Origin of the sequence: Polynucleobacter necessarius, assembly GCF_900095185.1 — a bacterium.
In the GTDB taxonomy this organism is placed as follows: Bacteria; Pseudomonadota; Gammaproteobacteria; order Burkholderiales; family Burkholderiaceae; genus Polynucleobacter.
In genome coordinates this window covers 430,537-456,774 of record NZ_LT606948.1, presented here as the reverse complement: position 1 = coordinate 456,774, position 26,238 = coordinate 430,537, and the positions used below count along the sequence as shown (strand labels likewise).

Here is a 26,238-nt window from a genome sequence, read left to right as displayed (position 1 = left end):
ATAGTGCTCTCAGTTTTTAGTATTACTTAATGGCGAAAGTGGCGTGTTCCAGTAAAGATCATCGCGATACCATGTTCATTTGCTGCGGCAATGATTTCATCATCACGCATGCTGCCGCCCGGTTGAATGGCGCAGCTTGCACCGCCGTTCACCACTAGATCTAAGCCATCGCGGAATGGAAAGAAAGCATCACTCGCTACTGCTGAGCCCTTCAGGCTTAAACCAGCATTTTCAGCTTTGATACTAGCCATATGGGCAGAGTCTACGCGGCTCATTTGACCAGCACCAATACCAAGGGTCATACTGTTAGCGCAATACACAATTGCATTCGATTTGACAAACTTAGCAACGCGCCATGCAAACATCATGTCATGCATTTCGCTTGGAGTAGGGAGGCGCTTGCTCACCACACGCATTTCATTTTCAAGCACGTTCTTTGCATCTGGGGATTGCACGAGCAAACCACCACCAACACGTTTGAAATCAAAGACATTAAATGCTGTGCCTAATGGAAGCTCCAAGAGACGTACATTTTGTTTGGAAGCAAAGATTGCTTTTGCCTCTTTGCTAAAGCTTGGAGCAAGCAATACCTCTACAAATTGTTTAGAAATGGCTTTAGCAGCAGTACCATCGCAGGGGACATTAAAAGCAATGATGCCGCCAAAGGCGGAGCTCGGGTCTGTTTTAAAGGCCTTTTGATAAGCCTCAAGTGCGGTTGAACCTACAGCGACACCACAAGGATTGGCATGCTTGATGATGACACACGCTGCTGCCCCGCCAGCATTCCCGGAAAAACTTTTGACACATTCCCAAGCGGAATCTGCATCAGTAATATTATTGTAAGAAAGCTCTTTACCCTGTAATTGTTTGTAATTTGCGAGTGCGCCATCTGCCGGATAGATGTCTTTATAGAAGGCGGCAGATTGATGTGGGTTTTCGCCGTAACGCATTTCTTGTGCTTTTTCAAAAGCAAGATGCAGAGTTTCTGGATAAGCGGAGCGAGCTTTGTGATTGAGGTCATCTCCTAAAGCAGATAGGTAGTTAGCGATGGCGCCATCGTATTGAGCGGTATGCGCAAATACTTTTTTGGCTAGCGCTAAATTTGTTTTGTATGAAACACCATTCTTGTTGACCTTCATTTCGGCTAAGACAGGTGCGTAGTCTTCAGGCGAAATTAATACCGTAACATCTTGATGATTTTTAGCTGCAGCACGCAACATAGCAGGTCCACCAATATCAATATTTTCTACTGCATCCTCGAAAGAGCAACTTTCTTTAGCAACCGTCTCATTGAAGGGGTAAAGGTTAATCACGAGCATATCAATGGTATCAATACCATGCTCTTTTAAAGCTGCCATATGCTCCGGAAAATCTCTACGAGCCAGTAAACCACCATGGACCATTGGGTGGAGCGTTTTTACACGACCATCTAACATCTCTGGAAACTTGGTTAAGGAAGATGCCTCTACAACAGGAAGATTGTTCTCTACTAATAGTTTGGCAGTGCCACCGGTGGAAATGAGTTTAATGCCTTGCTCATGGAGAGCTTTTGCAAAAGGCACGATGCTATCTTTATCAGCAACGGAGATTAGAGCTGTACGGATCATAGTTTTCGGAGAATGGAATTAAGCAAAATAACTTTACTAGCTAAGTGCTGAATCTTTATTCAACAGTTGATGTTCAACTAACTTCTTGTGCAGTGTGTTGCGATTGATGCCTAGATATTGAGCAGCTAAAGATTGATGCTGCTTGGCATGTTGCATGACTAATTCCAGCATTGGTTTTTCTACTACAGTCAAAACCATATTATAAATATCAGTTGGGGCAATCCCCTTAAGATCCGTTCAATTACCTTGTAATTGGGTTTCTATACATTCTGAAATCGGGTGTTTATTTGTCATAAGAATCTATCAATACAAAAACTATTAAATAAAGATAATACAAGCTAAAAAATTTAACTAGCGCTAAGCTGCCTCTAAAAATAACAAGCGATCAGAATGAGATTTCATCTCATCAAAATAATCATTAACCATTTGTAATTGCGTTTTGCAATCATCGGCAGTATTCATTCGCTGCCGGAAAGCGTGAGAGTCACGCAATCCCTTGCAGTACCAACCAATATGTTTGCGTGCCGTACGTAGCCCAATGTATTCTCCATAGAGTTCATAATGATCCAATAGGTGGTCATGCATGATGGCCTGAATCTCATTGATTTCATGGGTTGGCAGCTTGCCGCCAGCTTCTAGGTAGTGATGAATTTCGCGAAAAATCCAAGGGCGACCAATCATGATGGCATTAGCGCCGGTCATATTGAGTACTTCCTCAGCTTTTGCTGGACTATGAATATCGCCATTAGCAACCACTGGAATATTGACGCTATTTCTAACTGCAGTGATGGTTGCGTACTCTGCTTCACCGTGATAGAGATCCGCTTTTGTTCGGCCGTGAACGGTCAACATGGATATTCCGGATTTCTCTGCAAGGCGAGCAATCTCGATAGCATTCTTATTCTGACAATCCCAACCTGTGCGGATTTTTAGTGTCACGGGTACTGCGTCGGGTCCTCTGCCAATAGTATTCACTACTGCTTCCAAAATCTGCTGAAGCAAAGGTTCAGCACGTAATAGCGCAGAGCCGGCTGCAACATTACACACTTTTTTTGCAGGACAGCCCATATTGATATCAATAATTTGAGCGCCATGATCGACATTGATTTTGGCTGCGGCAGCCATCATCGCTGGGTCAGTCCCTGCAATTTGCACTGCGATGGGTTTAAATTCGCCAACGTGATTTGCGCGGCGCTGTGTTTTTTCACTCTTCCACAACAGTGCATTTGATGCAACCATCTCGGAGATGGCATAACCAGCGCCTAATTTTTTGCAAAGCTGACGAAATGGACGATCCGTCACCCCTGCCATAGGGGCTACAAACAGTCTATTTGCTAGTTGGTGTGGGCCAATCTTCATCTAAAAAGCTCGGAAATGACTCAAGGCCTTATCGAGGGGGAGTTTTTTGCGTAAAGTATGAAGTTTTAGCACAAAAGCGCCTAAATCTGCCTAATTTTTAGGCAGAAACCCGTTTTCAGAGGAAATGAAGTGAGTAGAAATCTTGAGGGGGAATTTAGCCCTCTAGCGTCTGCCAAACATCATTTGCCTAGCAAGGGCTGTTTTGATTGGTGGAGCCCACTGAAGGGCCGATAAAGCCAGTCCACGGGCAGCCACAATAGGGGCAAGATTCGACGTAAACACCCTGGCCATAAAGTCGGTGAGGCCTATGGTGGTTGTTCTGTCGATTTTGCGACTGAGCGCATATTCTTGCAAAGCGTTTTCTAAAACTAGTGTGAGTTGATCTTTTGGCGACCCAGCAAATACTCCGACCAATTTCTCTGCTAGCAAGAAGGCATCTCTCAGTCCCAAATTAAGACCTTGTCCTGCAACGGGGTGCAAAGTTTGGGCGGCATTCCCAATCCATACTTCACGATCAATTGTGATTTCTTTGCGGTAGTTCAAACCAAGTTCGTATAAACGACGACCTTGAATTTTCAGAAATCTGCCTATACGAGCGCCAAACTCGTTTTGCAATTCCGACAAAAAATCTGCATCACTTAGTGTTAAGCGATGTTGTGAGGATTCAGGAGTACCACACCAAACGAGATTGAGAACGTTATGACCATAGTGACTGGGTAAAACTGCTAAAGGGCCTTCAGATGTAAAACGTTCCCAGGCTTGATGGGGCTTTGCATTCTCAACTTCCACCAATCCAACTAGCGCCGATTGATCATAGTCCCTTCCAGTTTCTACCCAATCTTGATCCTTAAATAAGCCACCCTCTGCATGGACAATGCATTGAGCGTGAATGCCATGAGCATCGTGATCTTTGGTAACATATTGCCAACTAAAGTTAGGGCTATTTAATTGAATATTTCTTAAAGCCTTACGTACTGCGATGTGAATATTGCGATAACGAACGATATGACCTAGAGCATCTTGATTTAGTTCTTCGCGAGTCATGAGTGCACGGCCAAAACGTCCTGTTTGTGAAACATGCACCTGATGAATTGCCACAGACTCAGTGGGCCATCCATGAATAGTATCAAGCAGAATTTTGCTGCCGTGTGAGAGTGCTATTCCACGACTATCAGAATTTGCTAGCTCTTCATCATTAAGGGGATTGCGATCGAGTAATGTGATTTTTGCGTCAGGAAATTTTTGCAGAGTCCAGGCAGCACATGTGAGACCTACAGGGCCGCCACCATGAATCAAAATATCGCAACTAGAAGTACTCATTTTTGAATTTCTATTTTTAGGTATTTTTCATGAGTGCCTCTATCTCATCTGCTTTCACAGGCACGCCGCGCGATATCAGTTCACAACCAGAATCATTGAGAACGGCATCATCTTCAATGCGAATTCCGATGTTCCAAAATTGTTCGTTTGCATCATCTCCTGGACGGATATAGAGGCCAGGCTCAATCGTGATTACCATGCCACTCTTGAGAATGCACCATGGTTTATCGGTGTTATTAGAGTCTTCATTAGATTCGTGATAAGAGCCGACATCATGGACGTCCATACCCAACCAGTGTGAGGTACGGTGCATATAGAAACGACGGTAGGCGCCAGTTTCAATGGCGTTATCAAGCGACCCTAAATCTGAAAGACTCAATAGTTTTTCATCAAGAAGACCTTGGGTCAGCACTCTTAATGCTGCTTCATGCGGTTGCATAAATGTATTGCCAGGCTTCGTTATCTCAATTGCTGCCTCTTGCGCGGCTAGCGTGATGTCATAGAGTGCGCGTTGAGGACTAGTAAATCTGCCATTCACTGGGAAAGTGCGCGTGATGTCAGAAGCATAGCCATCCAATTCGCAACCAGCATCAATCAAACAAAGTTCACCACTGCGTAATTCGTTAGAGCCTGCTCGATAATGCAGGATGCAAGAATTTGCACCGCTGGCAACAATACTATTGTAGGCAACGCTCTGGGCGCCGCTATTACGAAACTCATGAAGTAGCTCCGCCTCAAGTTGATACTCAAGTAGTCCTGGCTTACAAAGTTGCAAAGCACGAATATGAGCACGGGCAGAAATGGCGGCTGCACGACGCATGATGCCGATTTCGTGAGCATCTTTCAGTAAACGCATTTCATGAATACATGCTTCCACGTCATGAAATTCTGATGGAGGATTGATTCCAGAGCGAACTTGACTACGCACTTGCTTCATCCAATGACGTAAGCGTCTATCTGCCTCTGCGCTCTCAGCAAGACGAATGTAAATAGCATCTTGCTCAGCTAATAAAGCACTTAATTTTTGATCCAAATCTCGATTGCTGTGAGCGAAATCTACACCTAGAGTTTCTGGTGCAGCTTCCGGCCCAAGACGAATACCATCCCAAAGTTCTCGCTCAGGATCTTTGGGTCTGCAAAATAAATGAGATTGAAGTTGGTAGCTTTTGCCGTTGCCTACAACCTGTATGACCAAGGTAGCCCCCGGTTCTTCAAAGCCGGTCAAGTAATAAAAGTCACTGTCATGACGATAAGGAAATTGGCTATCACGGTTACGAGAAACTTCAGGAGCGGTAGAAATGACTGCGATTCCCCCGCCTGTTTTGGTAAAGATCTTTTTTGCTAATACATCCCTACGGTTTTGATAAATGGTGTTTTTATTCATATGCTGCACTGAGTTCTTGTAAGTGTTGTGGTGTGCTTACATCGTGCCACGGACCGAGATATTTTTCACCAGAGACTTGATTTTGCTCCATAGCCATTCTTAGTAAAGGTGCGAGCTTAGCCGGCGCCCCAAATTCCAGGTCTTTAAAGAGGTCTTTGTGATCAATGCCTATTCCAGAAAAAGTGAGCTTTTCTGATCCAACCAATTCAATGTTCGATACGTCAGTACCTTGTAGGTAAAAGTCACCATTGGGATGCTGAACTGGGTTAGGAACCATCAATAAGTGCGCTAATCGCTTGTGCAGATCCTGGCGAATTCTCAAGGTCACATCCAAAAGCTTTTCAATAGGAAGATGCGGACTAAATACATCTCCATTGATCACTAGAGCGTATTCTTCAGCAGAGAATTGAATATCAAGATCAAATTGCCGCCCATCACCAAGAGTGGCTTCAATTTTTTTGCCTAGCCAAGCATGGTTGATGACGACTCTCTGAATCTTTGCATTTGCAAGCGCCTCTAAATGCCATCCTATTAAGGATTTATTCTGAATAGTCAATAGTGGTTTTGGCATTTCATCAGTGAGCGGACGCATACGCTCACCTCGGCCAGCCGCCAATATAAATACGGGTATCCAATCGCATTGATTCATAGAGCATGTATTACGCTTACTTGACTCGAGTAGACTCCAAAATGCGGGCTAAGGGCTTTAACTCAATATAACGATTGGCGGTTGCAATTGCATACTCGAGCACAAGGGGTATCTTTTTGAGATAGCCGTCTTTGCCATCACGATGAAAGAGCCTTGCAAAAATACCTAAGACCTTGAGATGACGTTGTAAGCCCATCCACTCAAAATCCCGGTAGAAATGACCACAATCATCTGGCATTGGTAGACCTACTTTTCGGCCCTCTTCCCAGAATTTAATCACCCAATCAATGACGCGCTCTTCTGGCCATGCAATGTAAGCGTCGCGCCATAGTGAAGAGGTATCGTAGGTGATTGGTCCGTAGACTGCATCTTGGAAGTCGATAGCGCCAGGATTATTCTGCTCAGTCACCATTAAATTACGCGAATGGTAATCACGATGAACATAGACTTTTGCTTGCGCTAAATTATTCTCAATAATGAGTGCAAAAGATTTTTTCAATTGCTCATTTTGTTGTGGATTAAGTTCAATCTTGAGATGCTGCCTTAGATACCACTCTGGAAATAAAGCTAGCTCGCGTTGCAATAGTTTTTCATCGTAATCTGGCAATACGTTTGCTTTGCTTGCTACTTGCATTAAAACCAATGCATGGGTCGCATCTCTATATAGGCACTCAGCCGTCTCATTATTGAGTTCAGCTAAAAAAGTTTTAGTGCCCAAATCACATAAAAGCAAAAAACCTTCTACTAAATTTCGTTCAAGAATTTTTGGCATATTTAAACCAGCTTCCAGGAGCAATAAATCGACCTTAATGAAGGCGTTTCATGGCGCATGTTGTGGAGGGGCATCCATCACAATCAAAGTCCCAAAATTAGGGTTTTTTGACATAATTCGAAAATAGCGTCGAAAGCTGGCATCAGCCGAGGCCGGCAGCAATGTGAGTCAAGATCTAATTGCCAGCGAGCTTCTAGGGCTTTTAGCCAGTTCTGCAGGGTGTTTAAACGTAAGTCAGTCATGGTCGATTCGTATAATAAGGCGGGTCTGTATCTATGAGTCATTATCGCTGTCGCGCCGGCATTTGCGCCCCTCTTTTTTTGCATGTAACCCTACGCGTCACGATGGGGTTGGCATTGCTTCAATTTGCCTTGTTAGGGTACACTCAAGCACCCACCCCATTGCCACCTGCTACACAAGCCAATGCAAATACAGTTTTGTTGCCTGATCGGCGTAATGTCACTATTTTAAAGTTGGATGATCAGCTACGAGTTGGCGCTCCTTTGGATGATGGCAAAGCTCTCACCTTCACCTCAAGCGACTCCATTGAAGGTGTAGTTGATCGAACAATGAAGCTTAAGGGCCGCGCACAAATGCGTCGTAATGGTGGGGTCATAAAGGCAGATGAAATTATTTACGACCCCGATACTGATGTTGCTGATCTCGTTGGCAACGCGGAGTTAACTAAAGGAAATACCACTTTTAAAGGACCAACTGCTAAATTTAGGGTAGATGCCCGCGAAGGTGAAATGGAAACGCCTACGTATGAGCTGCGTGATACGCGAGGAAGCGGTACTGCAAAAAAACTCACTATTGAAAACGCCGATATTTTTGTTTTTGATAAAGCTACTTACACAACATGTACACCGCAGAACATGGATTGGTATTTTTCTGCCAGTACTTTAGAGATCGATAACGAACAAAAAGAAATGGTTGGGACGCACGGTGTAATGCGCTTCTTTGATGTGCCAATTGCATATGTACCTTATTTCACTGCACCCACTTCAAATCAACGTCGTTCAGGTATCCTCGCGCCCGTTATGGGCTACACCTCTAATAAAGGTTTTGATGTTACGCAGCCTTATTACGTCAATATCGCGCCGAATCGAGATTTATTGATTCTCCCGCGCTTTATGAGTGAGCGTGGGCTACAAGTGGGCGCCAATTATCGCTACATGGATGCTAAATATACTGGCAGTTTAGGTGGTGACTATTTGCCGTATGACAAAAAGACGGGAACCGATCGTTGGCGTTATGACTGGCAACATCGTCAAGTTTTTAGTGGCGGCGTAGCCCCAGGCGGGGTTCCATTGCCCGGCTCTTGGACTGGATATGCCAATATTTCACGAGTTTCGGATAATTTTTATCCTACTGACCTTTCTCAAGGTATTGCTGGAGCAGTGACAAGTCAGTTTTGCCAAGAGGTAGGCACAACTAAAGGATTCACAGGTAGCTTGAGTAATTGGAGCGTCTCTGCAAGGGCTCTGACTTTTCAGACTTTGCAACCAAACTTAACTCCGGTTCAAGCGCCATATAACGTCATGCCAAACATTACGGCTTCATATGACAATCGTCTGACACCTGCCGTGGCACACACCACTGGAGGAAAATACGTAACTTTGCCATCTCGACCTGTAACTACGTTTTCAGCCGACTACACGAGATTTGCATATAACATTGCTGGAAATTTAGGAGCCACTGCTCCTGGTGTTTATAGCCAAGCAGATAGAACGGTCATCAAAGGAGCGATGGCCTTGCCACAAGTTACTCCAGGGTATTACATCACGCCTAAGGTGAGCTTTCAGTCGAACACGTATAACGCCACTCCATTCGCAACCGGCGCCCTCCCCGTAGCTCAGGGCTTTACAATCCCTACACTGAGTTTGGATTCCGGGTTAGCGTTTGAAAGAGATGCCGCTGAGCTAAAAGGTTTCTATGGCCGAGATATGTTGTTAACCATGGAGCCTCGCGCTCTTTATGTCTATACACCGTTTCAGAGTCAAGCGCAGACTCCACTATTTGATGCTGCAGATGCAGGCTTTGGTATCTCGCAAATTTTCAGTGAGAATACATTCATTGGTAATGACCGGGTAGCAGATAACAATGCAGCCACCCTAGGATTGACTAGTCGTATAATTGACGCCAATACTGGTGCAGAGCGTGCTAATGTCGTGCTAGCCAAAAAGCAACAGTTCACCGGGCAACATGTTGGCTTAAATGGAACGATTGTCAATCCTACTACCTATTCTGATGCTTTAGGTTCTGGCTCTGTTCAATTGCTTGGCAATTTCAGCGTTGATGTATTTGGTCAGTACAACACTCAATTAAATCGTTTTGTGCAATCTACCATTGGTGGCAGATGGCGACCCACTCCAGGTAGAAGCTTAAATTTCGGATATCGCAATGTCTGGTCTCCACCAGTGCAAGCATCCATTCAGAATAACCAGGCATTTGTTCCTGCGGCTACGACTACGGATCAATACAATATTTCCAGTCAGTGGCCAATTACAAGAGAAGTTTCAGTTTTAGGACGCTGGGTATATGACGCTCTAGCGTCCAAGACTTTGAGCAGCTTGATGGCTTTGGAGTGGAATAGAGATTGTTGGACTTTCCGAGGAGCATACTCTCGGGTCTTGACTACTGCTCAGACTACTACTACCCAGATACTCTTCCAGCTTGAATTTAGAGGCTTTGGTAGCGCTGGAATCAATCCAGTTGATATCATGAGGCTAAATGTTCCTGGATATATCCCTACCTCTAGGTCGATACCACCTTCAACATACGAGAACTATCAATGATGCTTTGTATGATTTTTTTTAAACAAGTGTGCATTCAAGCCACTTTTCTTGGCATTGGATCGTTTATGAATCTTGCATTAGCTCAAGATACAACAAAAACAAATACGGTCACCGAAGGCAAGATTCGCAATATTGATGGCGTTGCTGCGGTTGTGAATACGGGCTATGTAACTCGTAAAGAAATTGACGATCGAATTGCAGCTCTGAAGAAGCAAGGGGCAAAGGTACCAGAAGATGGAACGGCGCGTAAGGTAGTTTTGGATCACCTTATTCTTGAGAAGATTCAATTACAAAATGCAGAGCAAGAGGGCATAAAAGTTACCAACAAAGAATTAGATAAGATTATTGAAGACATTGCAAGTAAGAACAAACTCAGTATATCTGAATTTAAGGCCAAGGTAATTGCGTCCGGTACTACATTTGAACGTTATAAAGAAATGTTGCGCGAGGACATCATTGTTTCTAGATATCGCGAGAAGAAGATTAAGGGAAAGATCAAAATCTCAGATGCAGAAATTGATAATTTTATTGTTGAGCGTACAAGAGCACTATCTACTGGTGCACCTTCCCGATCAGCTCCTGCGGCTAAAGGCGAGTTAGAAGAGATTGATATTGCACAAATTTTCATTCCTGTCGATACGAGTGCAGGGGCTGGTGCACAGGCTGAGGCTAAAAAAAAGGCTGATAGCTTGTTGCGAGATGCTCGTGGCGATGTTGATTTCATGCAATTGGGCGCGATGGCTGCAAAAGAAAATCCTAAGATTAAATTTCAAGAGTTAGGCTATCGCACTCCTGATCGTTTGCCCCAGTTATTTTATGAAGCAATTCGTAATACTGGGAGTGGTCAAGTAGCAAATGCTGTGGTCAAAAGTCCCGCTGGTTACCATGTGCTTAAAGCATTAGATCGCCGGGCTGCGGGCGTGGCCCCTCTTCAACAAGCATCAACTCCAGATGCTGCTCCGAGTACGCCGCAAAATATTCCTATAACCCAAACCCTTTCCCGTCATATTTTGTTACGGAATCGTGCAGGCCTTAGCGATCAGGATGCTGAGAGACGTTTGCAGGGATATCGTGACCAAGTACGTGCCAAGACAGCCGATTTTGGCGAACTTGCTAAGAAATACTCGGCCGATGGTTCCGCTCCAATTGGAGGTGAGCTAGGCTGGATGGGTCCTGGAGATCTGGTACCTGAGTATGAGCAGGCAATGAATCGTTTGCAAATTGGCGAAGTGAGTAACCCAGTCAAGTCCGAATTTGGTTGGCATTTGATTCAGGTGCTTCAGCGTCGTGAAGGACAGTTGACTATTGAGAAGCAACGTCAATTTGCGCGCGCCGCAATTCGTGAAAGAAAGTTAGAACAAGCTTACCAAGCTTGGATGCGTGAGTTGCGTGATACTGCAACTGTAAAAATTCTGAACGCGGATGATGCAGCAAGTAGCAACGTACGTTAATTTGGTCGTTACTACCGATGAACCAGCTGGTATTGGGCCCGAAGTATCACTCGCTGCAGCGATACAGTTTTTACAAGAGCGCTCTGATGTTCAAGTTACTTTAATTGGTAACGATGAGTTACTAAGGTATCCACACAAGCTTGCTCCAGATATTGTGAGTCGATTGCAGATTCAATCGGTTCCGCTTCGATCGCCCGTTGTCTGTGGAAGTCTCAATTCCAATAATGCTTCTTACGTTGTTAATTTATTGGATCAGGCAATTGATGGCTGTTTACATGGTCGCTTTGATGCAAAGGTCACTGCACCTCTACAAAAAAGTATTATTCATGATGGAGGAACTCCATTTACTGGGCATATAGAATATCTTGCACAGCGCTGCAATGTTTCCCATGTAGTGATGATGCTGTGTGCACTCTTACCAAGTGGTTTTCTGGGTTTACAAGTCCCTCGGGGGATTTGCGAGTTGCTTTTGTTACCACTCATATCACCCTAAAAGGGGTCTCGCAGGCACTGAGTTATGACTTAATATTGGAGACGATCAAAATCGTGAACCAAGATTTACAGGGAAAAGTTGGCATCTCAAAACCTATCATTCGAATTGCTGGTTTAAATCCACATGCTGGAGAAGCGCGGCGGGGTACGTGGGTATTGAAGAGATTGAGCTTATTTCACCAGCAATTGCAGCTGCACAGGCGGGTGGTGTCAATATTTCTGGGTCTTATCCAGCAGATGCCATGTTTGATGCCGAATCTATTGATCAAGTAGATGCTTTTATTGCGATGTATCACAATCAAGGTTTAGCACCATTTAAATTCGTCACTTTTGATCATGGAGTAAATGTTACTCTAGGATTGCCAATTATTCATACATCGGTAGACCATGGAACTGCTTTAGATATTGCAGGTAAAGGCATTGCTGATCCCGGTAGCATATTAGAAGCTTTGCGTTTGGCAAAGCAATTGGCCCTTAATCAAAGAAAGCAAATCTAATACATGCATCGAGCACGCAAACGATTTGGCCAGCACTTTTTACAAGATAACGAAATCATCTATTCAATAGTATCACTCATTAATCCTAATCCCGATATGCATGTCATTGAGATTGGGCCTGGTTTTGGTGCATTAACGCTCCCCTTATTGAGTAGCTTAGATCACTTAGATCTCCTGGAGATTGATCGTGATTTAGTTGTTTTTTGGAATAATAAAAATCTGAAAGGTCTAAATGTAATTGAGGGTGATGTCCTCAATTTTAATTTTTTAGAATGGGCTCAGAATCGCTCTTCAAGGATAGGGGTATGCAAGGTTGTCGGTAATCTCCCTTACAACATTTCATCTCCCTTGCTTTTCCATTTAGTGGCTGCTACTAGTGCAATTGATGAGCAAGTCTTTATGTTGCAAGCAGAGGTAGTTGAAAGAATGATTGCCACGGCGGGTAGTTCTGATTTCAGTAGACTTTCGGTAATGCTGCAGACCCGCTACAATATGGAATTGGTCTTGAAGGTTCCTCCTGAGGCTTTTGATCCTAAGCCTAAGGTGAACTCAGCTGTGGTCAGAATGATTCCAAGAAAAGACTTCAATCTTACTGATTTTCAACGGAGTGCCTTAGAAAAGGTGGTTACAGCGGCATTTTCTCAACGTAGAAAAATGTTACGGACTAACTTAAGGGCCTTTACAGACAGGCTGCATTTGACAGAGTTTGAGCTCAAATCAAGGGCTCAGGATATTTCAGTAGATCGCTACGTTGAGTGGGCCAAAGCCCTGGCTGCTTAAATTACTAACGCGTGTAGTAAATATTTTAGGATGCTTTGTAAGCACTGGGATCGATTACGCGCATTTCGGCTTCTATCCATCCCTCTACTTCTTGTAGAAGCTGCTCGGCTGATTTATTGATTGAACTGATTGCAGGACCAATTGAGAAAACGACAGTACCAGGATTTTTGATAAAACTATTCTTTGGCCAACAACGTCCAGCATTGTGGGCGATTGGAAGCACTAGAGCATCGGTAGCACTCGCCAAACGTGTGCCACCGATGCGGTAGTAAGTTTTAGTGGACCCAGCGGCAGTTCTTGTACCTTCTGGGAACAGCATGATCCATTTACCCTCACTCAGGCGTTTACGGCCTTGAGATGCCACAGATAATGCTGCGCTCATCTGATTTGAGCGATTAATGTAAATCATTTTCAGGAGGGCCAGAGTCCACCCAAAGAATGGAATCCAGAGCAATTCGCGTTTAAAGACAAAGCAAAGTTGCTTAGGTATCAACGCAATATATGCAATCGTTTCATAGGCCGATTGATGTTTGCTCAGGATGACAACTCTCTGATTGAGTACGGCCTGTAAGTTATCCATACCCCTGATTTCATAATGAATGCCACACAGTATCCTCAGCATCGCAATCACCACTTTGTTCCAAATCCCAATATAGGTGTAGCGATTTTCGGGGCTTAAAAATGGGCAGGCAAGCATGCATAGAACTGACCAGAACGGCGTGAATACCAACATAAATAAAGCAAAGAGGGTGGAGTGAATAAATTTCATGTTAGGTCTTAACCTTGTTTTCTAAAAGCGTATTGGTAAATGCCAATAAGTCAGCATGAATTTGTGTGCCCTCAGGCAGACCTCCTTTTGCCAGTGTCATTTCACCCTTACCTGTTAGAACTAAGTGGGGTGATGCCCCCATGACATCTCCAGCCTGGAGATCGCGTAATGAATCGCCAACAATGGGAACTCCAGTCAGCGGCTTGATTTTGTCGATCTTCTTGTAACGTAAGGCAATTTCTTTCATCATGCCAGGTGCAGGTTTACGACAGTCGCATTGATGTGAATCCTGATGAGGGCAAAAAAAGATGCTATCGATTCGTCCGCCCAACGGTTTTAGCAATGCATCCATTTTGCCATGCATCGCATGCAAATCATTGATGGTGAAGTACTCCCTGGATAGACCTGACTGATTAGCTGCGATGGCAATTTGATAGCCCGCCTGATTTAGCAGGGCAATTGCTTCTAAGCTTCCTGGAAGCGGCACCCACTCTGCTGCTGATTTCACATATTCATCGCTATCTTCATTGATCACGCCATCGCGATCAAGGATGATGAGTTTAGAGGAGCCAGTGCTCATGCTAGTTTGCCGAGATCGACGACGAGATTCATCTTTTGGTGCAGTTGTTGTAGAAGGGCTAAGCGGTTAGCGCGCAACTCCGGATTAGGATCCATCACCATGACATCAACAAAGAATTGATCGATTGGACCGCTCAAAGCAACCAATGCTTGCAAAAGATCAAGAAATTGCCGTTTTTCATAAGCAATATTTAGTCCGGGCGCAATTTCTTCAAGCGCCTTATGCAATGCTACCTCTGCTGGAATTTGTAGTAGCTGTGTTGAACAATTTGCAGGAATAGCGGTAGTTGTTTTTTTCAAAATATTGCTGATGCGCTTGTTGGTGGCAGCAAGCTGAGCAGACTCTGCGAGAACATTAAATTTACGTAAAGCAGTTAAGCGCTCAATTACATCATGGATATGTGCTGGTTCTTGGCTGAGAACAGCATCAATTTCTGCGCTAGTAAAGTGCTTTCCAGCAACTGATTGGTCACGTAAGTAAGCGCGCAGGCGATCGATAATAAAGGCGTAGATATCAGCAGTTTTTGCTTTTTCCTTTACTTCCGCTTGAGTAAATTGGGAGCGAGCTAATGCAATTAGCTCAGGCAAATTGAGCGCAAGATTTTTTTCTAAAAGTAAACGACAAATTCCTAGGGCATGACGACGTAAAGCATAAGGGTCTTTATCACTAGTTGACACAAGACCGACGCCCCAAATACCTACCAGCGTCTCTATCTTGTCAGCAATGGCTAAGATGGTTCCTGTTTGTGTTTGCGGTAAGCTATCGCCAGCAAAACGTGGCATGTAATGTTCGCTGCAGGCGCTGGCAACATCAGGATTTTCTCCGCCGTGAGTGGCGTAATAACGACCCATGATCCCTTGCAACTCTGGGAATTCACCAACCATATCAGTTAATAAGTCTGTTTTAGCAATTTCTGCTGCGCGGGCAAGTAACTGCTCATCTGCACCTAGTTTTTTAGCAATATTCACAGCAATCCCTTGAACGCGCTTCGTGCGATCAAGTTGATTACCAAGTTGGTTGTGATAAACCACTTTTTCTAAATCAGCCACACGAGATATTAAGCGACGCTTTTGGTCCTGCTGGAAAAAGAAGCGTGCATCGGATAAGCGAGGGCGTACCACACGTTCATTGCCGGAGATGATGGCGTTAGGATTGTTCGTTTCGATATTAGAGACAATTAAAAAGCGATTACGCAATTTGCCTAGCTTGTCTGTTAATGCAAAGTATTTCTGATTAGTCTGCATTGTCAAAATCAAGCATTCTTGAGGAACCTCTAAGAACACTTCATCAAAGTGACATTCATATATTGCTGGCCACTCAACAAGTGACGTTACTTCATCTAAAAGACTATCTGGCATTAGCACTAAATCATCACCAGCCGCTTTGAATAAGGCAGTTTCAATTTTTGCACGACGCTGATTGAAGCTAGGAATAACCTTAGCCCTATTTTGCAAATCAGACTCATATTGATCTGCATGACTGAGATTGATATTTCCGGGGGCTAAAAAGCGATGCCCTTCAGTTTGATTATGAGCATTAATTCCCAGTGCGCTGATATTGAGAACGGTTGCACCATGAAGCGCAATAATTCGATGTGCTGGACGTGCAAATTGCACATCTGCTAATTGACCATCTGTTTGCTGTACCTGGTAGTGCATCATTTTTGCAATTGGTAGCTTATTTAAGGTCTGCTCAAGCGCAGATTGTGCTGTTTGTTCAAGTGCAGCGCCCTTAGCAATAGCATTCAGATAGAGATCCTCATTCTTGCCTTCACCCGCTCTTTCTAGGGTGGCGAGATCAATGTCCGCATAGCCAAGGGCAACGAGTTTTTTAAGTAAGGGCGGGGTTGCTTTGGCATCAGCATCAAAAGCAATGCTGGTAGGTAGTAATTTTTCACGTACGGGGTAGTCAGGAGCGTGATCTAAAACATCTGTCACTTGCACTGCTAAGCGACGCGGTGTTGCAAAACTGGTCACTTTAGATGATGAAGTTACAAGGCCCGCTAATTTAAGTGCTGCAAAGATGCCTTCACTAAATGCATCACCTAAACGACGCAAGGATTTAGGTGGAAGTTCTTCAGTCAACACCTCAATCAACAAGGTAGCTGATTGAGATTTGGAATGGGATATGCTCATAGATGAAATGCAGAATTCTCGATACGCTTAAGCTTGTGCTTTAGCTTGACGTTGACACATTGGAAAACCCAGTTTTTCTCTGGACTCGAAGTAGGCTTTGGCAACTGCGCGAGAGAGATTCCGAATACGTCCGATATAAGCAGCGCGTTCAGTGACTGAGATGGCTCCCCGAGCATCTAGCAAATTAAATGTATGTGCGGCCTTTAGTACCATTTCGTAAGTAGGAAGCGCTAAGGGCACTTCCATTAAACGTTTTGCTTCACTCTCATAATTTGTGAACTTGGCAAAAAGTAAATCAGCATTGGAATGTTCAAAGTTGTAGCAAGATTGTTCAACCTCATTTTGATGGTACACGTCTCCGTAAGAAATGCCATCAGCCCAAACTAAGTCATAAACGTTAGAGCAATTTTGGATATACATTGCCAAGCGCTCTATACCGTAAGTAATTTCTCCTAGAACGGGCTTGCAGTCTAAGCCACCCACTTGCTGAAAGTAGGTGAATTGAGTTACCTCCATGCCGTTAAGCCATATTTCCCAACCAAGGCCCCAGGCGCCTAGTGTGGGATTTTCCCAGTCATCCTCAACAAAGCGGACATCGTTTTCCTTAAAGTCTAAGCCTAAAGCAGCAAGAGATCCCAAATACAGAGCGAGAATATTTTCTGGCGCCGGTTTGAGAACGACTTGATATTGGTAGTAGTGTTGCAAGCGATTTGGGTTCTCCCCATAGCGACCATCTTTTGGTCTGCGGGATGGTTGAACATAGGCCGCTTTCCATGGCTCAGGTCCAATCGCACGAAGGAAGGTCGCAGTATGAGAAGTGCCGGCACCAACCTCGAGGTCGATAGGTTGCAATAGGGCGCAACCTTGTTGGTCCCAATAATCTTGAAGTTTGAGAATGATTTGCTGAAAAGTAAGCATGATTAACCTGGCTAAGCCATTGATTTTACATGGCTACAGTGGTGCAGAGGTAAAAATGCCTAAAAACGTCTGTGACGAATAAAGCCCCAGAGTAGTAGTAGGCACGAAATACCCAAAATCGGTAAATTACCCCAAACGACATAAGGCGTCTTGCCTGCATACGCTTGGACTTGGTAGCTTAGCGTGTTTTGGGTAAATTCTGGGAGAGCTTGTTGCAATTTGCCATCTGGGCCCAAAACAGCTGTGATGCCTGTATTGGTAGCTCTTAAGGCAGGTAATCCCGTTTCTAGTGAGCGCAGTTGCGACAGTCTGAGTTGCTGGGCGGGGGCTTGAGATTTCCCAAACCAGGCAAGATTGCCGATGTTAATAAGTAGATTGATCGGCCTCTCACTTTGTTGAATTCGTGATGCAAGTTCATCGCCAAAAATATCTTCGTAGCAAATTGTTAAAGCAGCATGAATATCATCTTGACCTTTGCGAACAATCGTCAAGGGTAGTTGATCAGATTTGCCTCTTGCGAAGTCACTCATTGGCACATGAAAAGCGTTAACGAACCACTGAAACCCAGGAGGAACAAATTCTCCAAATGGAACTAGGTGGATTTTATCGAACTGATAAGGTTGTGTGTTTGGAGAGAGTCCAGTGGCACGGTTGGAATACTGGATATCAGCATCCCTAGGTACCTCGCCAATCAGGCCAAGCAAAATATTGCTACCACTGCGATTTGAAAAATCTTGTAGGTCACTTAATAAACCAAGCGGTAAATTTTGGATAGGCCATGGAAATGCAGTTTCTGGTATGATGATAAGATCAGCAGTCTCTTTAGTAATTGCCTCGGCATAAAAATCAATTTGCCTGCCGATTGCTTGAGGATTGAATTTAAGACTCTGCTCGAAGTTGCCCTGAATTAATCGAACGGAAATCGGCTCTCCAATCGGTTTTGTAAAGGTGAAAATTCCAGCAAACTGGGCAACTATTACTGTACCTACAATCATGACTGCACCATAGACAGCATTTTTGCGAAGCTGGTAGAGTTCCCAAGAGATCCAAACTGCCAGGAATGTACAAGCTAGTTCGCCAAAGATAGGTGCTATAGGGGCAAAAGGTCCATTGAACTGGGTCTCTGCAAATCCCATCCAAGGAAAACCAGTGAAGATATAGCCGCGCAGAAACTCGGCCGCTACCCAACTTGCCGCTAATAAAAATCCAAACAAGTAACTCTTTTTAAATAAGGTAATTGCAAGAGTTGCTAAAGAAAAATACAAGGCTAAATATGCAGAGAGGAGAAAGACTCCCATGCAAGCAAGGGCTGCATTCATGCCCCCAACATCATGAAGGCTAATGTAAAGCCACCATAGACCCACTACAAAATAACCAATTCCAAATGCAAGGCCTAATAAGAATTGCTTTTTGAGTGAGATAGTGCTCTGAGAGTCAAGATGCCACCAGAGAAGACTTAAAAGCAGAATTTGGAACCAACCACCATAAGGTAGTTCAGCAATGACTGCAAGTAAACCGCCCAATATAAATAATGTGACAATTACAAATCCTTTGTTGCTCATCTTAGTCGGATTTTTTATGCGTTTGTCGTGCAAGCAGGATATGAATTTGTCTAGGGTCAGCTCGCTGAACTTCAAATTCGATCCCGTCAATCCCAGCAACAGTGTCAATATCTTCAACTTCGAAATGGGTGCCAAGCGTTTCATTGAATTGTTCGAGTTCGGTGATGCCCTTAACACGAATATCACCATTATCTAAAGCAATGAGATTATCCGCCTCTTCATCAACATCATGCTCATCTTCAATATCGCCAACGATTTGTTCAAGCACATCCTCGATCGTAATAATTTCTACTATACCGCTGTACTCATCAACTACGATCGCTAAATGATTGCGATTATCTTTAAAGTCGCGCAACAAGACGCTAGGGCGCTTAGACTCTGGAATGAAGACGGCTGGATGCAATCAATCACGTGCTTGAAAGTCTTTCTCTGTAGCATGTCTTAACAAATCTTTGGCGAGTAGGATACCGATCACATGATCTTTGTTGCCTTCAAATACCGGAAAGCGTGCGTGAGTTGCTTCGATCACACTTTTAATAATTTCAGGTAGGGGACGCCCAATATCAATCCAGTCTATTTGGGCACGAGGAACCAAAATATCGCGTGCACATAATTGCCCCACTTGAAACACTCCCTCAATCCTTATTCGTACCCCCCCCAATTATGGCTTTCTCTGGGAAAAAAGATCTGGGAGCGAAATCGCGGTCAAAATTTGCAGCAAATTGCTGCCAGCTTGGCCTTTACAACTACTTTATCGATGGTTCCCATGGCGACGATTGTCACAATGTTAATTGGCCATCTACCTAGCGTTATTCAGGCAAAAAATGCTTTGCGAGCTTGGCTACTGGAAACTTATATGCTGAGTGGTTTAAATATTGAGAGAGCATCTGCATCGATAAGTCCTGCAGCTTGTGCTGTGCGAAGAGTTTCGATGAGTTCTTGGCGTCGTTCAGTAGGTGGGGCGTTAAAAAAGCTGCCAAGCGGTCTAAAAGGGATGTATTGGGGTCGGACAGATAGCAAGAATAGCGTAGAAATATGACAAATCCCATTTTTTAAGCATTTGAACTTCGAGAGTTTCCATCTTTTTGGTACCTTTACTTACCTCGTGGTCATGGCCTTGCGCATGAAGGCATCCATGGATAATCAAATGAGCCAAGTGGGCTTTGAGTAACTTATCTTGCTCCTTTGCTTCTTTTTGAAGCACAGGAAGGCAGAAAATAATATCCGCAACCAAAGTATTTTTTGATAGTTCATACGAAAATGTGAGTGCATTAGTAGCGCAATCTTTTTTTTGAAAGGCCAAGTTCAACTTTTTAGCTTCGGTTGCATTAACAAATTGAAGCGTTAGTAAGCCCCCCTAAAGGCGTTGCGTTCTTTACCCATTTTTTAATTAAGGTAGAAGAGGTAATTTTGTTAACTGCTGACTCAATAGGCGGACTTGCATATTGCATATCAACTACTAGTTTGGGAGATGGTTTTTTGCTCTTAGTTAACATGCGCTTCTACTAATTCCCCTCTAAGGGGGTAGTTGAGAACTTCGGTGATGCGAATATTTACTATTTGACCGATGAGATTTTCAATGTTATCTTTGTCTGGTGCGTTACAGTGAATCACTCGATTATTCTCGGTGCGGCCTTGTAGATTGATAGCATCTTTTGCGAGACCCTCAATTAGCACTCTTTCGATGTTACCCAACATTTTTTGGCTAATTTTGTTTGTTTGACTCTCTACAAGAGCTAACAAAGTTTGTAAACGCTTGAGCTTAACTTCGTAAGGCGTGTCATCACTCAAATTGGCAGCTGGTGTGCCGGGGCGCGGGCTAAAGATAAAACAAAAGCTATTATCAAAATTTAGCTCCTCAACCATTTTCAGGAGTTTTTCAAAGTCGTCCTCGGTTTCACCAGGAAAACCTACAATAAAGTCGCTCGACAAGGTCAGATCTGGACGCACGGCGCGCATTTTACGAATAATGCTTTTAAATTCTAGCGTCGTATAGCCACGCTTCATTGCAGATAGCATTGAATCAGAGCCATGTTGTACCGGTAAGTGCAGATGACTAACAAGCTTAGGGAGCTTGGCATAAACATCAATGAGCCGTTGAGTGAATGCCTTTGGGTGACTGGTGGTAAATCGAATACGCTCTACCCCGGGAATTTCACCAATGTACTCAAGTAGTAATGCGAAATCAGCGATTGCTTCTGTGCCACCCATCTTGCCGAGATAGGCATTGACATTTTGACCAAGCAAAACAATTTCTTTTACACCGTTGCTAGCCAGACCTGCTACCTCAGTTAGCACATCATCAAAAGGCCATGAAACCTCTTCACCTCGTGTATACGGCACTACGCAATAACTGCAGTATTTGGAGCAACCTTCCATAATGGATACATAAGCAGATCCACGAGTTTGGCGTGATGCAGGAAGATGATCAAATTTTTCAATCTCCGGGAAGGAGATATCTACTTGAGATATTCCAGTTTTACGTCTCTCGGCAATTAAGTCTGAAAGTCGATGAAGTGTTTGTGGTCCAAAGACAACGTCCACATAGGGAGCGCGACTCACTATTTGCTGACCTTCTTGACTTGCAACACAACCACCAACACCAATTAGTAGATCAGGTTTAGATTTCTTGAGCTCGCGAAGACGTCCTAAAGCAGAGAAAACTTTATCTTCTGCTTTTGCTCGGATAGAGCAAGTATTTAATAGAACAACATCTGCATCTTCCGGTCGCTCTGTTATCACCATGCCTTCATCGGCATATAGAAGGTCTGCCATCTTGCCCGAGTCGTACTCGTTCATTTGACAGCCGAAGGTTTTGATATAAAGCTTTTTCATATGCCGTTCTCAGGTTTATAGCTGGGGGCGAAGGAAAGATTTTACTGCTGAAGCCCTAAAAGGGCTTCAGCAGAGTCGATAGGCCAGAATTGCCACAATTGTGGGTGGAATAGCAGCAATCAGCAAATAGAGGGTTGATACCGTATTCTCTGGGAAATGACTTCTTAGAATCGCGATACCAGCTGGATTGGGCGCATTGGCAATCACTGTGAGCCCACCTCCAGCAACTGCTCCCCCTACTAAAGCAAGCTTGAATGTTGGAGATGTTCCTGTAACCAAGGAACCTAAATAGGTTAGTGCAGCATTGTCAGTGAAAGCGGTAAGAACCAGACTTCCGTAAAAGACTGCGGTTGGGCTCAACATTTCGAGGATAGGTTGTAGCCACCAGCCCTGTAGCGCACCCAACACCACTAAGCCTCCCAAGAAGACACCAACCAAAAGCGCTTCTTTGAGAATGAGAGGGCTCTGATGCTTTGGGTATGCTGTGGTGTATCCAATAAAGAAAAGAAGAATCCACATAAAAATAACAGGGTCATGAGCAAATACGACTACTCCAAATAAGAAAATTAGATGCATCAAAATTACTGCATAGGGTATCTTGACTTCTTTTTTCTCAGTGCTAGGTTCAATCAGTTGCCTATGGAAAAGCAGAGTGATTACGAGTGCGTTAATAAAAATTGCTATGGCAGACTCTATGCCAAAGTTGGCAAACATAAAGACTGAGCTCCATCCCCAGGTGGAGGCAACCATGAGCACTGGTGGGGCTGCAAAGTTAGTAAGCGTTCCGCCGATAGAGATATTCACAAAAAGTACGCCAAGCGTTCCAAATAAGAGAGCTCGTGAGCATTTATGGCGATCGATCAAATCGCGCAATAAAAATGCTGCTAAGGTCATAGCTGCTGGTTCAGTTATCAAAGATCCTAGCAGCGGTGTTATCTCGAGAGTAAGAAAATATAAAACGGGTGCGCTTCTGATTCGCAATAATGATTGCAGGATATTGGCTAAAGCATGCAATATTTGGGTAGAAACATATAAAATAGGTTTAGTTCCGGTCACAATCATGATGGCAAATACAAATAGCGGCTCAGTAAAGTTGCGCTGATTTAGAAAGTCTTTTGCAGTTTGTAAATCATCATAAAAAGAAATGAAACTCACCAAGAGTGCCGCCCAAAACCCAAAAACAATTTCTATCTCACCCAATAGATGCCAGAGGCCTGCATGCCGTGGTGAATTTTTAGCAATGGATTCAAAATAGCTGGTGCAAAAGGTATGCAAAATTGCAATAGCAAAAATAATGCTTGCACCCAATTCTGTCGGAGTAAAGTTCATAGCAGAATGGTAGCAGGTGCTTCATATATACGAGGTTTTGTTAATTAGGGAGATTTTGGTGAAATTAAGGATTGGATATCCAGAGCTCATTCAGGGTGCTTTGGTTGAAATTGAAACTTTATCTCTAGAAAAGGCGCAGCAGCTCCTATCAGACCCGAATACGGTATTTATTGATATACGTGATGTTCGTGAATTGGAAAGAGAGGGCATGATCCCTAATGCCCTGCATGCACCCAGAGGTATGCTGGAATTTTGGGTTGATCCAGATAGCCCTTATTACAAGCCCATATTTGGCGAAGACAAGACACTGATTTTGTATTGCGCCTCTGCATGGCGTTCTGCCCTCGCAACGCAAACCTTGCAAAAAATGGGTGTACCCAAGGTTTGTCATTTGGAGGGTGGCTTTACTGCTTGGAAGAAAGCCAATCTTCCTGCTGTAGAGAAAGCAAGCAAACCCCATTCCAGTTAAAGTCTCCTCAATATGTTTTAATCATCATTTTTATAGGGTAGCCATGAAAAAAGTTGTCTCGCAATTTGGCCGGGGCCCGCTGGAGCAGAAATTGACCGTTGGCGATTTACATTTTTTATCTGATGCTGATCCTACAAAAGGTGGAACAGGTTCTGGTCCTAGTCCTCACGAGTACTTAGATGCTGCTCTAGCAGCATGCACCTCGATGATTTTAAAAAAGTATGCAGGTCTCAAGTCTATGAATCCTGAGAATGCAGCAGTGACTGTCGATATAGTACGAGAAGATGATGTTGAAATATTTTCTCGTGAGATTAAATTTACAGGAAACTTAATTTCAGCAGAAAAAGAACGATTGCTAAAGATCGCCGACAAGTGTCCTATTCACAAGGCTTTGGCGGGGAACATCCAAATAAAAACCCTGCTGGTAAATTAATACGAGCTGGGTCGATAAAGCAATCTCTGATCCCATTTGATCAGAGGGTACAGCTTAGTTTGCTGCTTTGTTAGGCCGAGGATTCTTACCGGTCTTGTAGCTAGCGTTGTAGTTAGCGCCTTCATTCTTCTTGTAAGCATCATAGGCATAACCAGATGCTGCACCAACTGCAGTGCCACCGACTACACCCCAAACCTGGATTGCCGTGGAAGATGGCAGTGCCTACACCGCCAACCACCGCACCAATTGATGCGCCTGATAGGGTGCGTTGCTCTGTGTTGCTCATATTAGAGCAACCTGCGATAGCTAGAGTAGCTACTGTAATTGCGATAACTTTTTTCATAGCAACGAATCCTTAAGTGTTAATTTAGTAGGCTAACTGTTGTGGATTATTTTTTGCCACCAGGGAAGCGAACAGCTAAATATCCCAAAACTACACCAGCAGCAGGTTTATCAGCGGTCTGTGGATTTTCTCCAGCCCACTTAACAAAATCTCCAATCACAGTATCACGTGGTGGCGCTGGTTGCGTTACGCAAATGAATGGTTTAGCGCGTTGCGGATGGCGAGTCATTAAATAAGCGTCATAAACACTGGTGGTGTAACCAATGCAAAAGCTGCGTGATTCAGGGCTTGCAGGTAATTTGCAAACATTCACGAGCTCTTGTGTGCCGAGTATTTGAATTTTTTCTTCGGCTTGTGCGAAGCCTGAGAAAGCTGCTAATGCAGCAAATGCAACGAGGCATTTCTTCATGGGTTCTCCCTTGGATATGTGTATGTGTAAAAGCGATGACAAACCATAAAAATGCCTGAATATGCGCTAATTAAGTGCATATCGCCCTGTTTTGGATTTTTTCATTCCCCATAATGATGCACAAAATACGGGGGAATTGATGGAAACATTCAAGACGGGCAGTGATGCTCTATTCATATTGCTTAGCGCCATCATAGTTCTTGCCATGCATGCAGGTTTTGCATTCCTTGAGTTGGGAACTGTTCGTAAGAAAAACCAAGTCAATGCGCTTGTCAAAATCCTAGTTGACTTTGCAGTTTCAACAATTGCTTATTTCTGTATTGGTTATAGCATCGCTTATGGGGTGCACTTTTTTTTCTGGTGCGGAATTATTAGCAGAGAAAAATGGTTACGAGTTAGTGAAGTTTTTCTTTGTGCTGACTTTCGCTGCAGCCATTCCAGCGATCATTTCGGGTGGTATTGCTGAGCGCGCTAAATTTAATCCTCAGCTGATTGCAACCTTTATCTTGGTGGGATTTGTGTATCCATTTTTCGAAGGAAAAGCCTGGAATCAACATTATGGTATTCAGACTTGGATCAAAGGCCTCGCTGGTGAAGAGTGTCATGACTTTGCTGGATCAGTAGTAGTGCATGCAGTGGGGGCTGGATTGCTTTGCCAGCCATTATTCTGCTGGGCGCACGTCGCGGTCCTTATACAAAAGAAGGTCAAATCTCTGCCTACCCTCCATCTAGCATTCCCTTCTTAGCGTTGGGTATTTGGATTTTGGCGGTAGGCTGGTTTGGTTTTAATGTAATCAGCGCTCAAACAATTGACAGGATAAGCGGCTTAGTGGCGATGAATTCATTGATGGCAATGGTGGGCGGCGGCACTCTAGCTGCTTGGGTAGTTGGACGCAATGATCCTGGATTTGCTTATAACGGTCCTTTAGCTGGATTAGTTGCAGTATGTGCTGGTTCTGACTTAATGCACCTATTGGGTGCCTTATTTGTTAGGTTGGTTGCGGGCGCTTGATTTGTCTACATGTTCACATTAGTGCAAAACCTCTTGAAGATTGATGATGTACTTGGAGTTTGGCCTGTACATGGATTGTGTGGGCTGTGGGGCGGACTGGCTGCTGGCATCTTCGGAATCAAGGCGCTTGGTGGAATTGGTGATGTTACTTTTACCGGCCAACTGATTGGTAGTGCGTTAGGCGTCGGCATCGCTCTGATCGGCGGCATCTTGGTCTATGGCGCCCTGAAGGCTGTCTTGGGTATTCGGATGTCACAAGAAGAGGAATTCGAAGGTGCCGATTTAAGCGTGCATCGTATTTCTTCCGCTCCAGATCGCGAGCCAAACTGGTAGGT

24 protein-coding genes and 4 pseudogenes are annotated in these 26,238 nt (G+C 44.1%); 9 read left to right on the top strand and 19 right to left on the bottom strand.

Features of this window, described 5'->3' with window-relative positions; genetic code table 11:
• Positions 1–26: 26 nt before the first annotated feature.
• The 7 genes and pseudogenes from purH to DXE31_RS02645 all read right to left on the bottom strand — a co-directional run bounded on the left by purH (position 27) and on the right by DXE31_RS02645 (position 7,333).
• The gene (purH, locus tag DXE31_RS02675) at positions 27–1,607 is read right to left on the bottom strand and encodes a bifunctional phosphoribosylaminoimidazolecarboxamide formyltransferase/IMP cyclohydrolase (RefSeq protein ID WP_114697719.1); all 1,581 of its coding nucleotides are present in this window, start codon (positions 1,605–1,607) and stop codon (positions 27–29) included.
• A gap of 36 nt (positions 1,608–1,643) precedes the next feature.
• Positions 1,644–1,901 (bottom strand): annotated as a pseudogene (locus DXE31_RS02670) (helix-turn-helix domain-containing protein).
• Between the two features lie 63 nt (positions 1,902–1,964).
• Positions 1,965–2,966: a tRNA dihydrouridine synthase DusB gene (dusB, locus tag DXE31_RS02665; protein ID WP_114697717.1), complete on the bottom strand. Its 1,002-nt coding sequence runs from the start codon at positions 2,964–2,966 to the stop codon at positions 1,965–1,967.
• 162 nt (positions 2,967–3,128) lie between these two features.
• On the bottom strand, positions 3,129–4,286 hold the full coding sequence (locus tag DXE31_RS02660) for an FAD-dependent monooxygenase (RefSeq protein ID WP_114697716.1): 1,158 nt from the start codon (positions 4,284–4,286) through the stop codon (positions 3,129–3,131).
• Positions 4,287–4,302: 16 nt separating this feature from the next.
• On the bottom strand, positions 4,303–5,670 hold the full coding sequence (locus tag DXE31_RS02655; protein ID WP_114697715.1) for an aminopeptidase P N-terminal domain-containing protein: 1,368 nt from the start codon (positions 5,668–5,670) through the stop codon (positions 4,303–4,305).
• Positions 5,663–6,319, bottom strand: a complete 657-nt coding sequence (locus tag DXE31_RS02650; RefSeq protein WP_114697714.1) for a nucleotidyltransferase family protein — start codon at positions 6,317–6,319, stop codon at positions 5,663–5,665. The genes DXE31_RS02655 and DXE31_RS02650 overlap by 8 nt, the downstream gene beginning before the upstream one ends.
• A gap of 16 nt (positions 6,320–6,335) precedes the next feature.
• Positions 6,336–7,333: pseudogene (locus DXE31_RS02645) on the bottom strand (aminoglycoside phosphotransferase family protein).
• Positions 7,334–7,366: 33 nt separating this feature from the next.
• Here DXE31_RS02645 and DXE31_RS02640 point away from each other — a divergent pair.
• From DXE31_RS02640 to rsmA, 6 genes are all read left to right on the top strand, one after another.
• Positions 7,367–9,889, top strand: coding sequence for an LPS-assembly protein LptD (locus DXE31_RS02640; protein WP_114697713.1), 2,523 nt, complete (start codon positions 7,367–7,369; stop codon positions 9,887–9,889).
• Between the two features lie 65 nt (positions 9,890–9,954).
• Positions 9,955–11,340, top strand: a complete 1,386-nt coding sequence (locus DXE31_RS02635) for a peptidylprolyl isomerase (protein ID WP_231969308.1) — start codon at positions 9,955–9,957, stop codon at positions 11,338–11,340.
• Positions 11,312–11,833, top strand: a complete 522-nt coding sequence (locus DXE31_RS12330) for a 4-hydroxythreonine-4-phosphate dehydrogenase PdxA (RefSeq protein ID WP_331851979.1) — start codon at positions 11,312–11,314, stop codon at positions 11,831–11,833. The genes DXE31_RS02635 and DXE31_RS12330 overlap by 29 nt, the downstream gene beginning before the upstream one ends.
• A complete protein-coding gene (locus tag DXE31_RS12325; protein ID WP_331851978.1) occupies positions 11,746–12,105 on the top strand; it encodes a 4-hydroxythreonine-4-phosphate dehydrogenase PdxA in 360 nt (119 codons plus the stop codon). Before DXE31_RS12330 ends, DXE31_RS12325 begins: the two co-directional genes overlap by 88 nt.
• Complete coding sequence (locus tag DXE31_RS12320; protein ID WP_331852025.1) at positions 11,988–12,329, top strand: 4-hydroxythreonine-4-phosphate dehydrogenase PdxA; 342 nt, start codon at positions 11,988–11,990, stop codon at positions 12,327–12,329. Before DXE31_RS12325 ends, DXE31_RS12320 begins: the two co-directional genes overlap by 118 nt.
• Positions 12,330–12,332: 3 nt before the next feature.
• Entirely contained in the window at positions 12,333–13,109 is a 777-nt protein-coding gene (gene rsmA, locus DXE31_RS02625; protein WP_114697712.1) for a 16S rRNA (adenine(1518)-N(6)/adenine(1519)-N(6))-dimethyltransferase RsmA, read from the top strand.
• A gap of 25 nt (positions 13,110–13,134) precedes the next feature.
• Here the strand turns inward: rsmA and DXE31_RS02620 are convergent, their stop codons facing one another.
• From DXE31_RS02620 to DXE31_RS02570, 10 genes and pseudogenes are all read right to left on the bottom strand, one after another.
• Positions 13,135–13,878: a lysophospholipid acyltransferase family protein gene (locus tag DXE31_RS02620; protein WP_114697711.1), complete on the bottom strand. Its 744-nt coding sequence runs from the start codon at positions 13,876–13,878 to the stop codon at positions 13,135–13,137.
• A 1-nt stretch (position 13,879) separates the two neighbouring features.
• A complete protein-coding gene (gene gmhB, locus DXE31_RS02615) occupies positions 13,880–14,458 on the bottom strand; it encodes a D-glycero-beta-D-manno-heptose 1,7-bisphosphate 7-phosphatase (RefSeq protein WP_114697710.1) in 579 nt (192 codons plus the stop codon).
• Positions 14,455–16,593 (bottom strand): glycine--tRNA ligase subunit beta, encoded by a 2,139-nt coding sequence (glyS, locus tag DXE31_RS02610; protein ID WP_114697709.1) that lies wholly within the window; start codon positions 16,591–16,593, stop codon positions 14,455–14,457. The genes gmhB and glyS overlap by 4 nt, the downstream gene beginning before the upstream one ends.
• A gap of 27 nt (positions 16,594–16,620) precedes the next feature.
• Positions 16,621–17,511: a glycine--tRNA ligase subunit alpha gene (glyQ, locus tag DXE31_RS02605; RefSeq protein ID WP_114697708.1), complete on the bottom strand. Its 891-nt coding sequence runs from the start codon at positions 17,509–17,511 to the stop codon at positions 16,621–16,623.
• Positions 17,512–17,570: 59 nt separating this feature from the next.
• Positions 17,571–19,073, bottom strand: coding sequence for an apolipoprotein N-acyltransferase (gene lnt, locus DXE31_RS02600; RefSeq protein WP_114697707.1), 1,503 nt, complete (start codon positions 19,071–19,073; stop codon positions 17,571–17,573).
• A 1-nt stretch (position 19,074) separates the two neighbouring features.
• Positions 19,075–19,734: pseudogene (locus DXE31_RS02595) on the bottom strand (CBS domain-containing protein).
• 191 nt (positions 19,735–19,925) lie between these two features.
• On the bottom strand, positions 19,926–20,093 hold the full coding sequence (locus DXE31_RS12745) for a hypothetical protein (protein WP_415077797.1): 168 nt from the start codon (positions 20,091–20,093) through the stop codon (positions 19,926–19,928).
• A complete protein-coding gene (ybeY, locus tag DXE31_RS11005; protein ID WP_231969306.1) occupies positions 20,059–20,376 on the bottom strand; it encodes an rRNA maturation RNase YbeY in 318 nt (105 codons plus the stop codon). Before ybeY ends, DXE31_RS12745 begins: the two co-directional genes overlap by 35 nt.
• A gap of 182 nt (positions 20,377–20,558) precedes the next feature.
• Entirely contained in the window at positions 20,559–21,908 is a 1,350-nt protein-coding gene (miaB, locus tag DXE31_RS02575; RefSeq protein ID WP_114697706.1) for a tRNA (N6-isopentenyl adenosine(37)-C2)-methylthiotransferase MiaB, read from the bottom strand.
• A 66-nt stretch (positions 21,909–21,974) separates the two neighbouring features.
• A complete protein-coding gene (locus DXE31_RS02570) occupies positions 21,975–23,237 on the bottom strand; it encodes a putative Na+/H+ antiporter (RefSeq protein WP_114697705.1) in 1,263 nt (420 codons plus the stop codon).
• Between the two features lie 58 nt (positions 23,238–23,295).
• Here DXE31_RS02570 and DXE31_RS02565 point away from each other — a divergent pair, with 58 nt between their 5' ends.
• Together DXE31_RS02565 and DXE31_RS02560 are read left to right on the top strand one after the other, a co-directional pair.
• A complete protein-coding gene (locus DXE31_RS02565; RefSeq protein WP_114698626.1) occupies positions 23,296–23,706 on the top strand; it encodes a rhodanese-like domain-containing protein in 411 nt (136 codons plus the stop codon).
• Positions 23,707–23,749: 43 nt separating this feature from the next.
• The gene (locus tag DXE31_RS02560; protein ID WP_114697704.1) at positions 23,750–24,139 is read left to right on the top strand and encodes an OsmC family protein; all 390 of its coding nucleotides are present in this window, start codon (positions 23,750–23,752) and stop codon (positions 24,137–24,139) included.
• Positions 24,140–24,278: 139 nt separating this feature from the next.
• Here DXE31_RS02560 and DXE31_RS11000 read toward each other — a convergent pair whose 3' ends face one another.
• Both DXE31_RS11000 and DXE31_RS02550 read right to left on the bottom strand, forming a co-directional pair.
• The gene (locus tag DXE31_RS11000) at positions 24,279–24,482 is read right to left on the bottom strand and encodes a lipoprotein (protein WP_231969305.1); all 204 of its coding nucleotides are present in this window, start codon (positions 24,480–24,482) and stop codon (positions 24,279–24,281) included.
• Between the two features lie 46 nt (positions 24,483–24,528).
• The gene (locus DXE31_RS02550) at positions 24,529–24,891 is read right to left on the bottom strand and encodes a Rap1a/Tai family immunity protein (RefSeq protein WP_114697703.1); all 363 of its coding nucleotides are present in this window, start codon (positions 24,889–24,891) and stop codon (positions 24,529–24,531) included.
• Between the two features lie 139 nt (positions 24,892–25,030).
• Between DXE31_RS02550 and DXE31_RS02545 the strand changes: the two are divergent.
• Positions 25,031–26,236: pseudogene (locus DXE31_RS02545) on the top strand (ammonium transporter).
• The last annotated feature ends 2 nt before the right edge of the window (positions 26,237–26,238 follow it).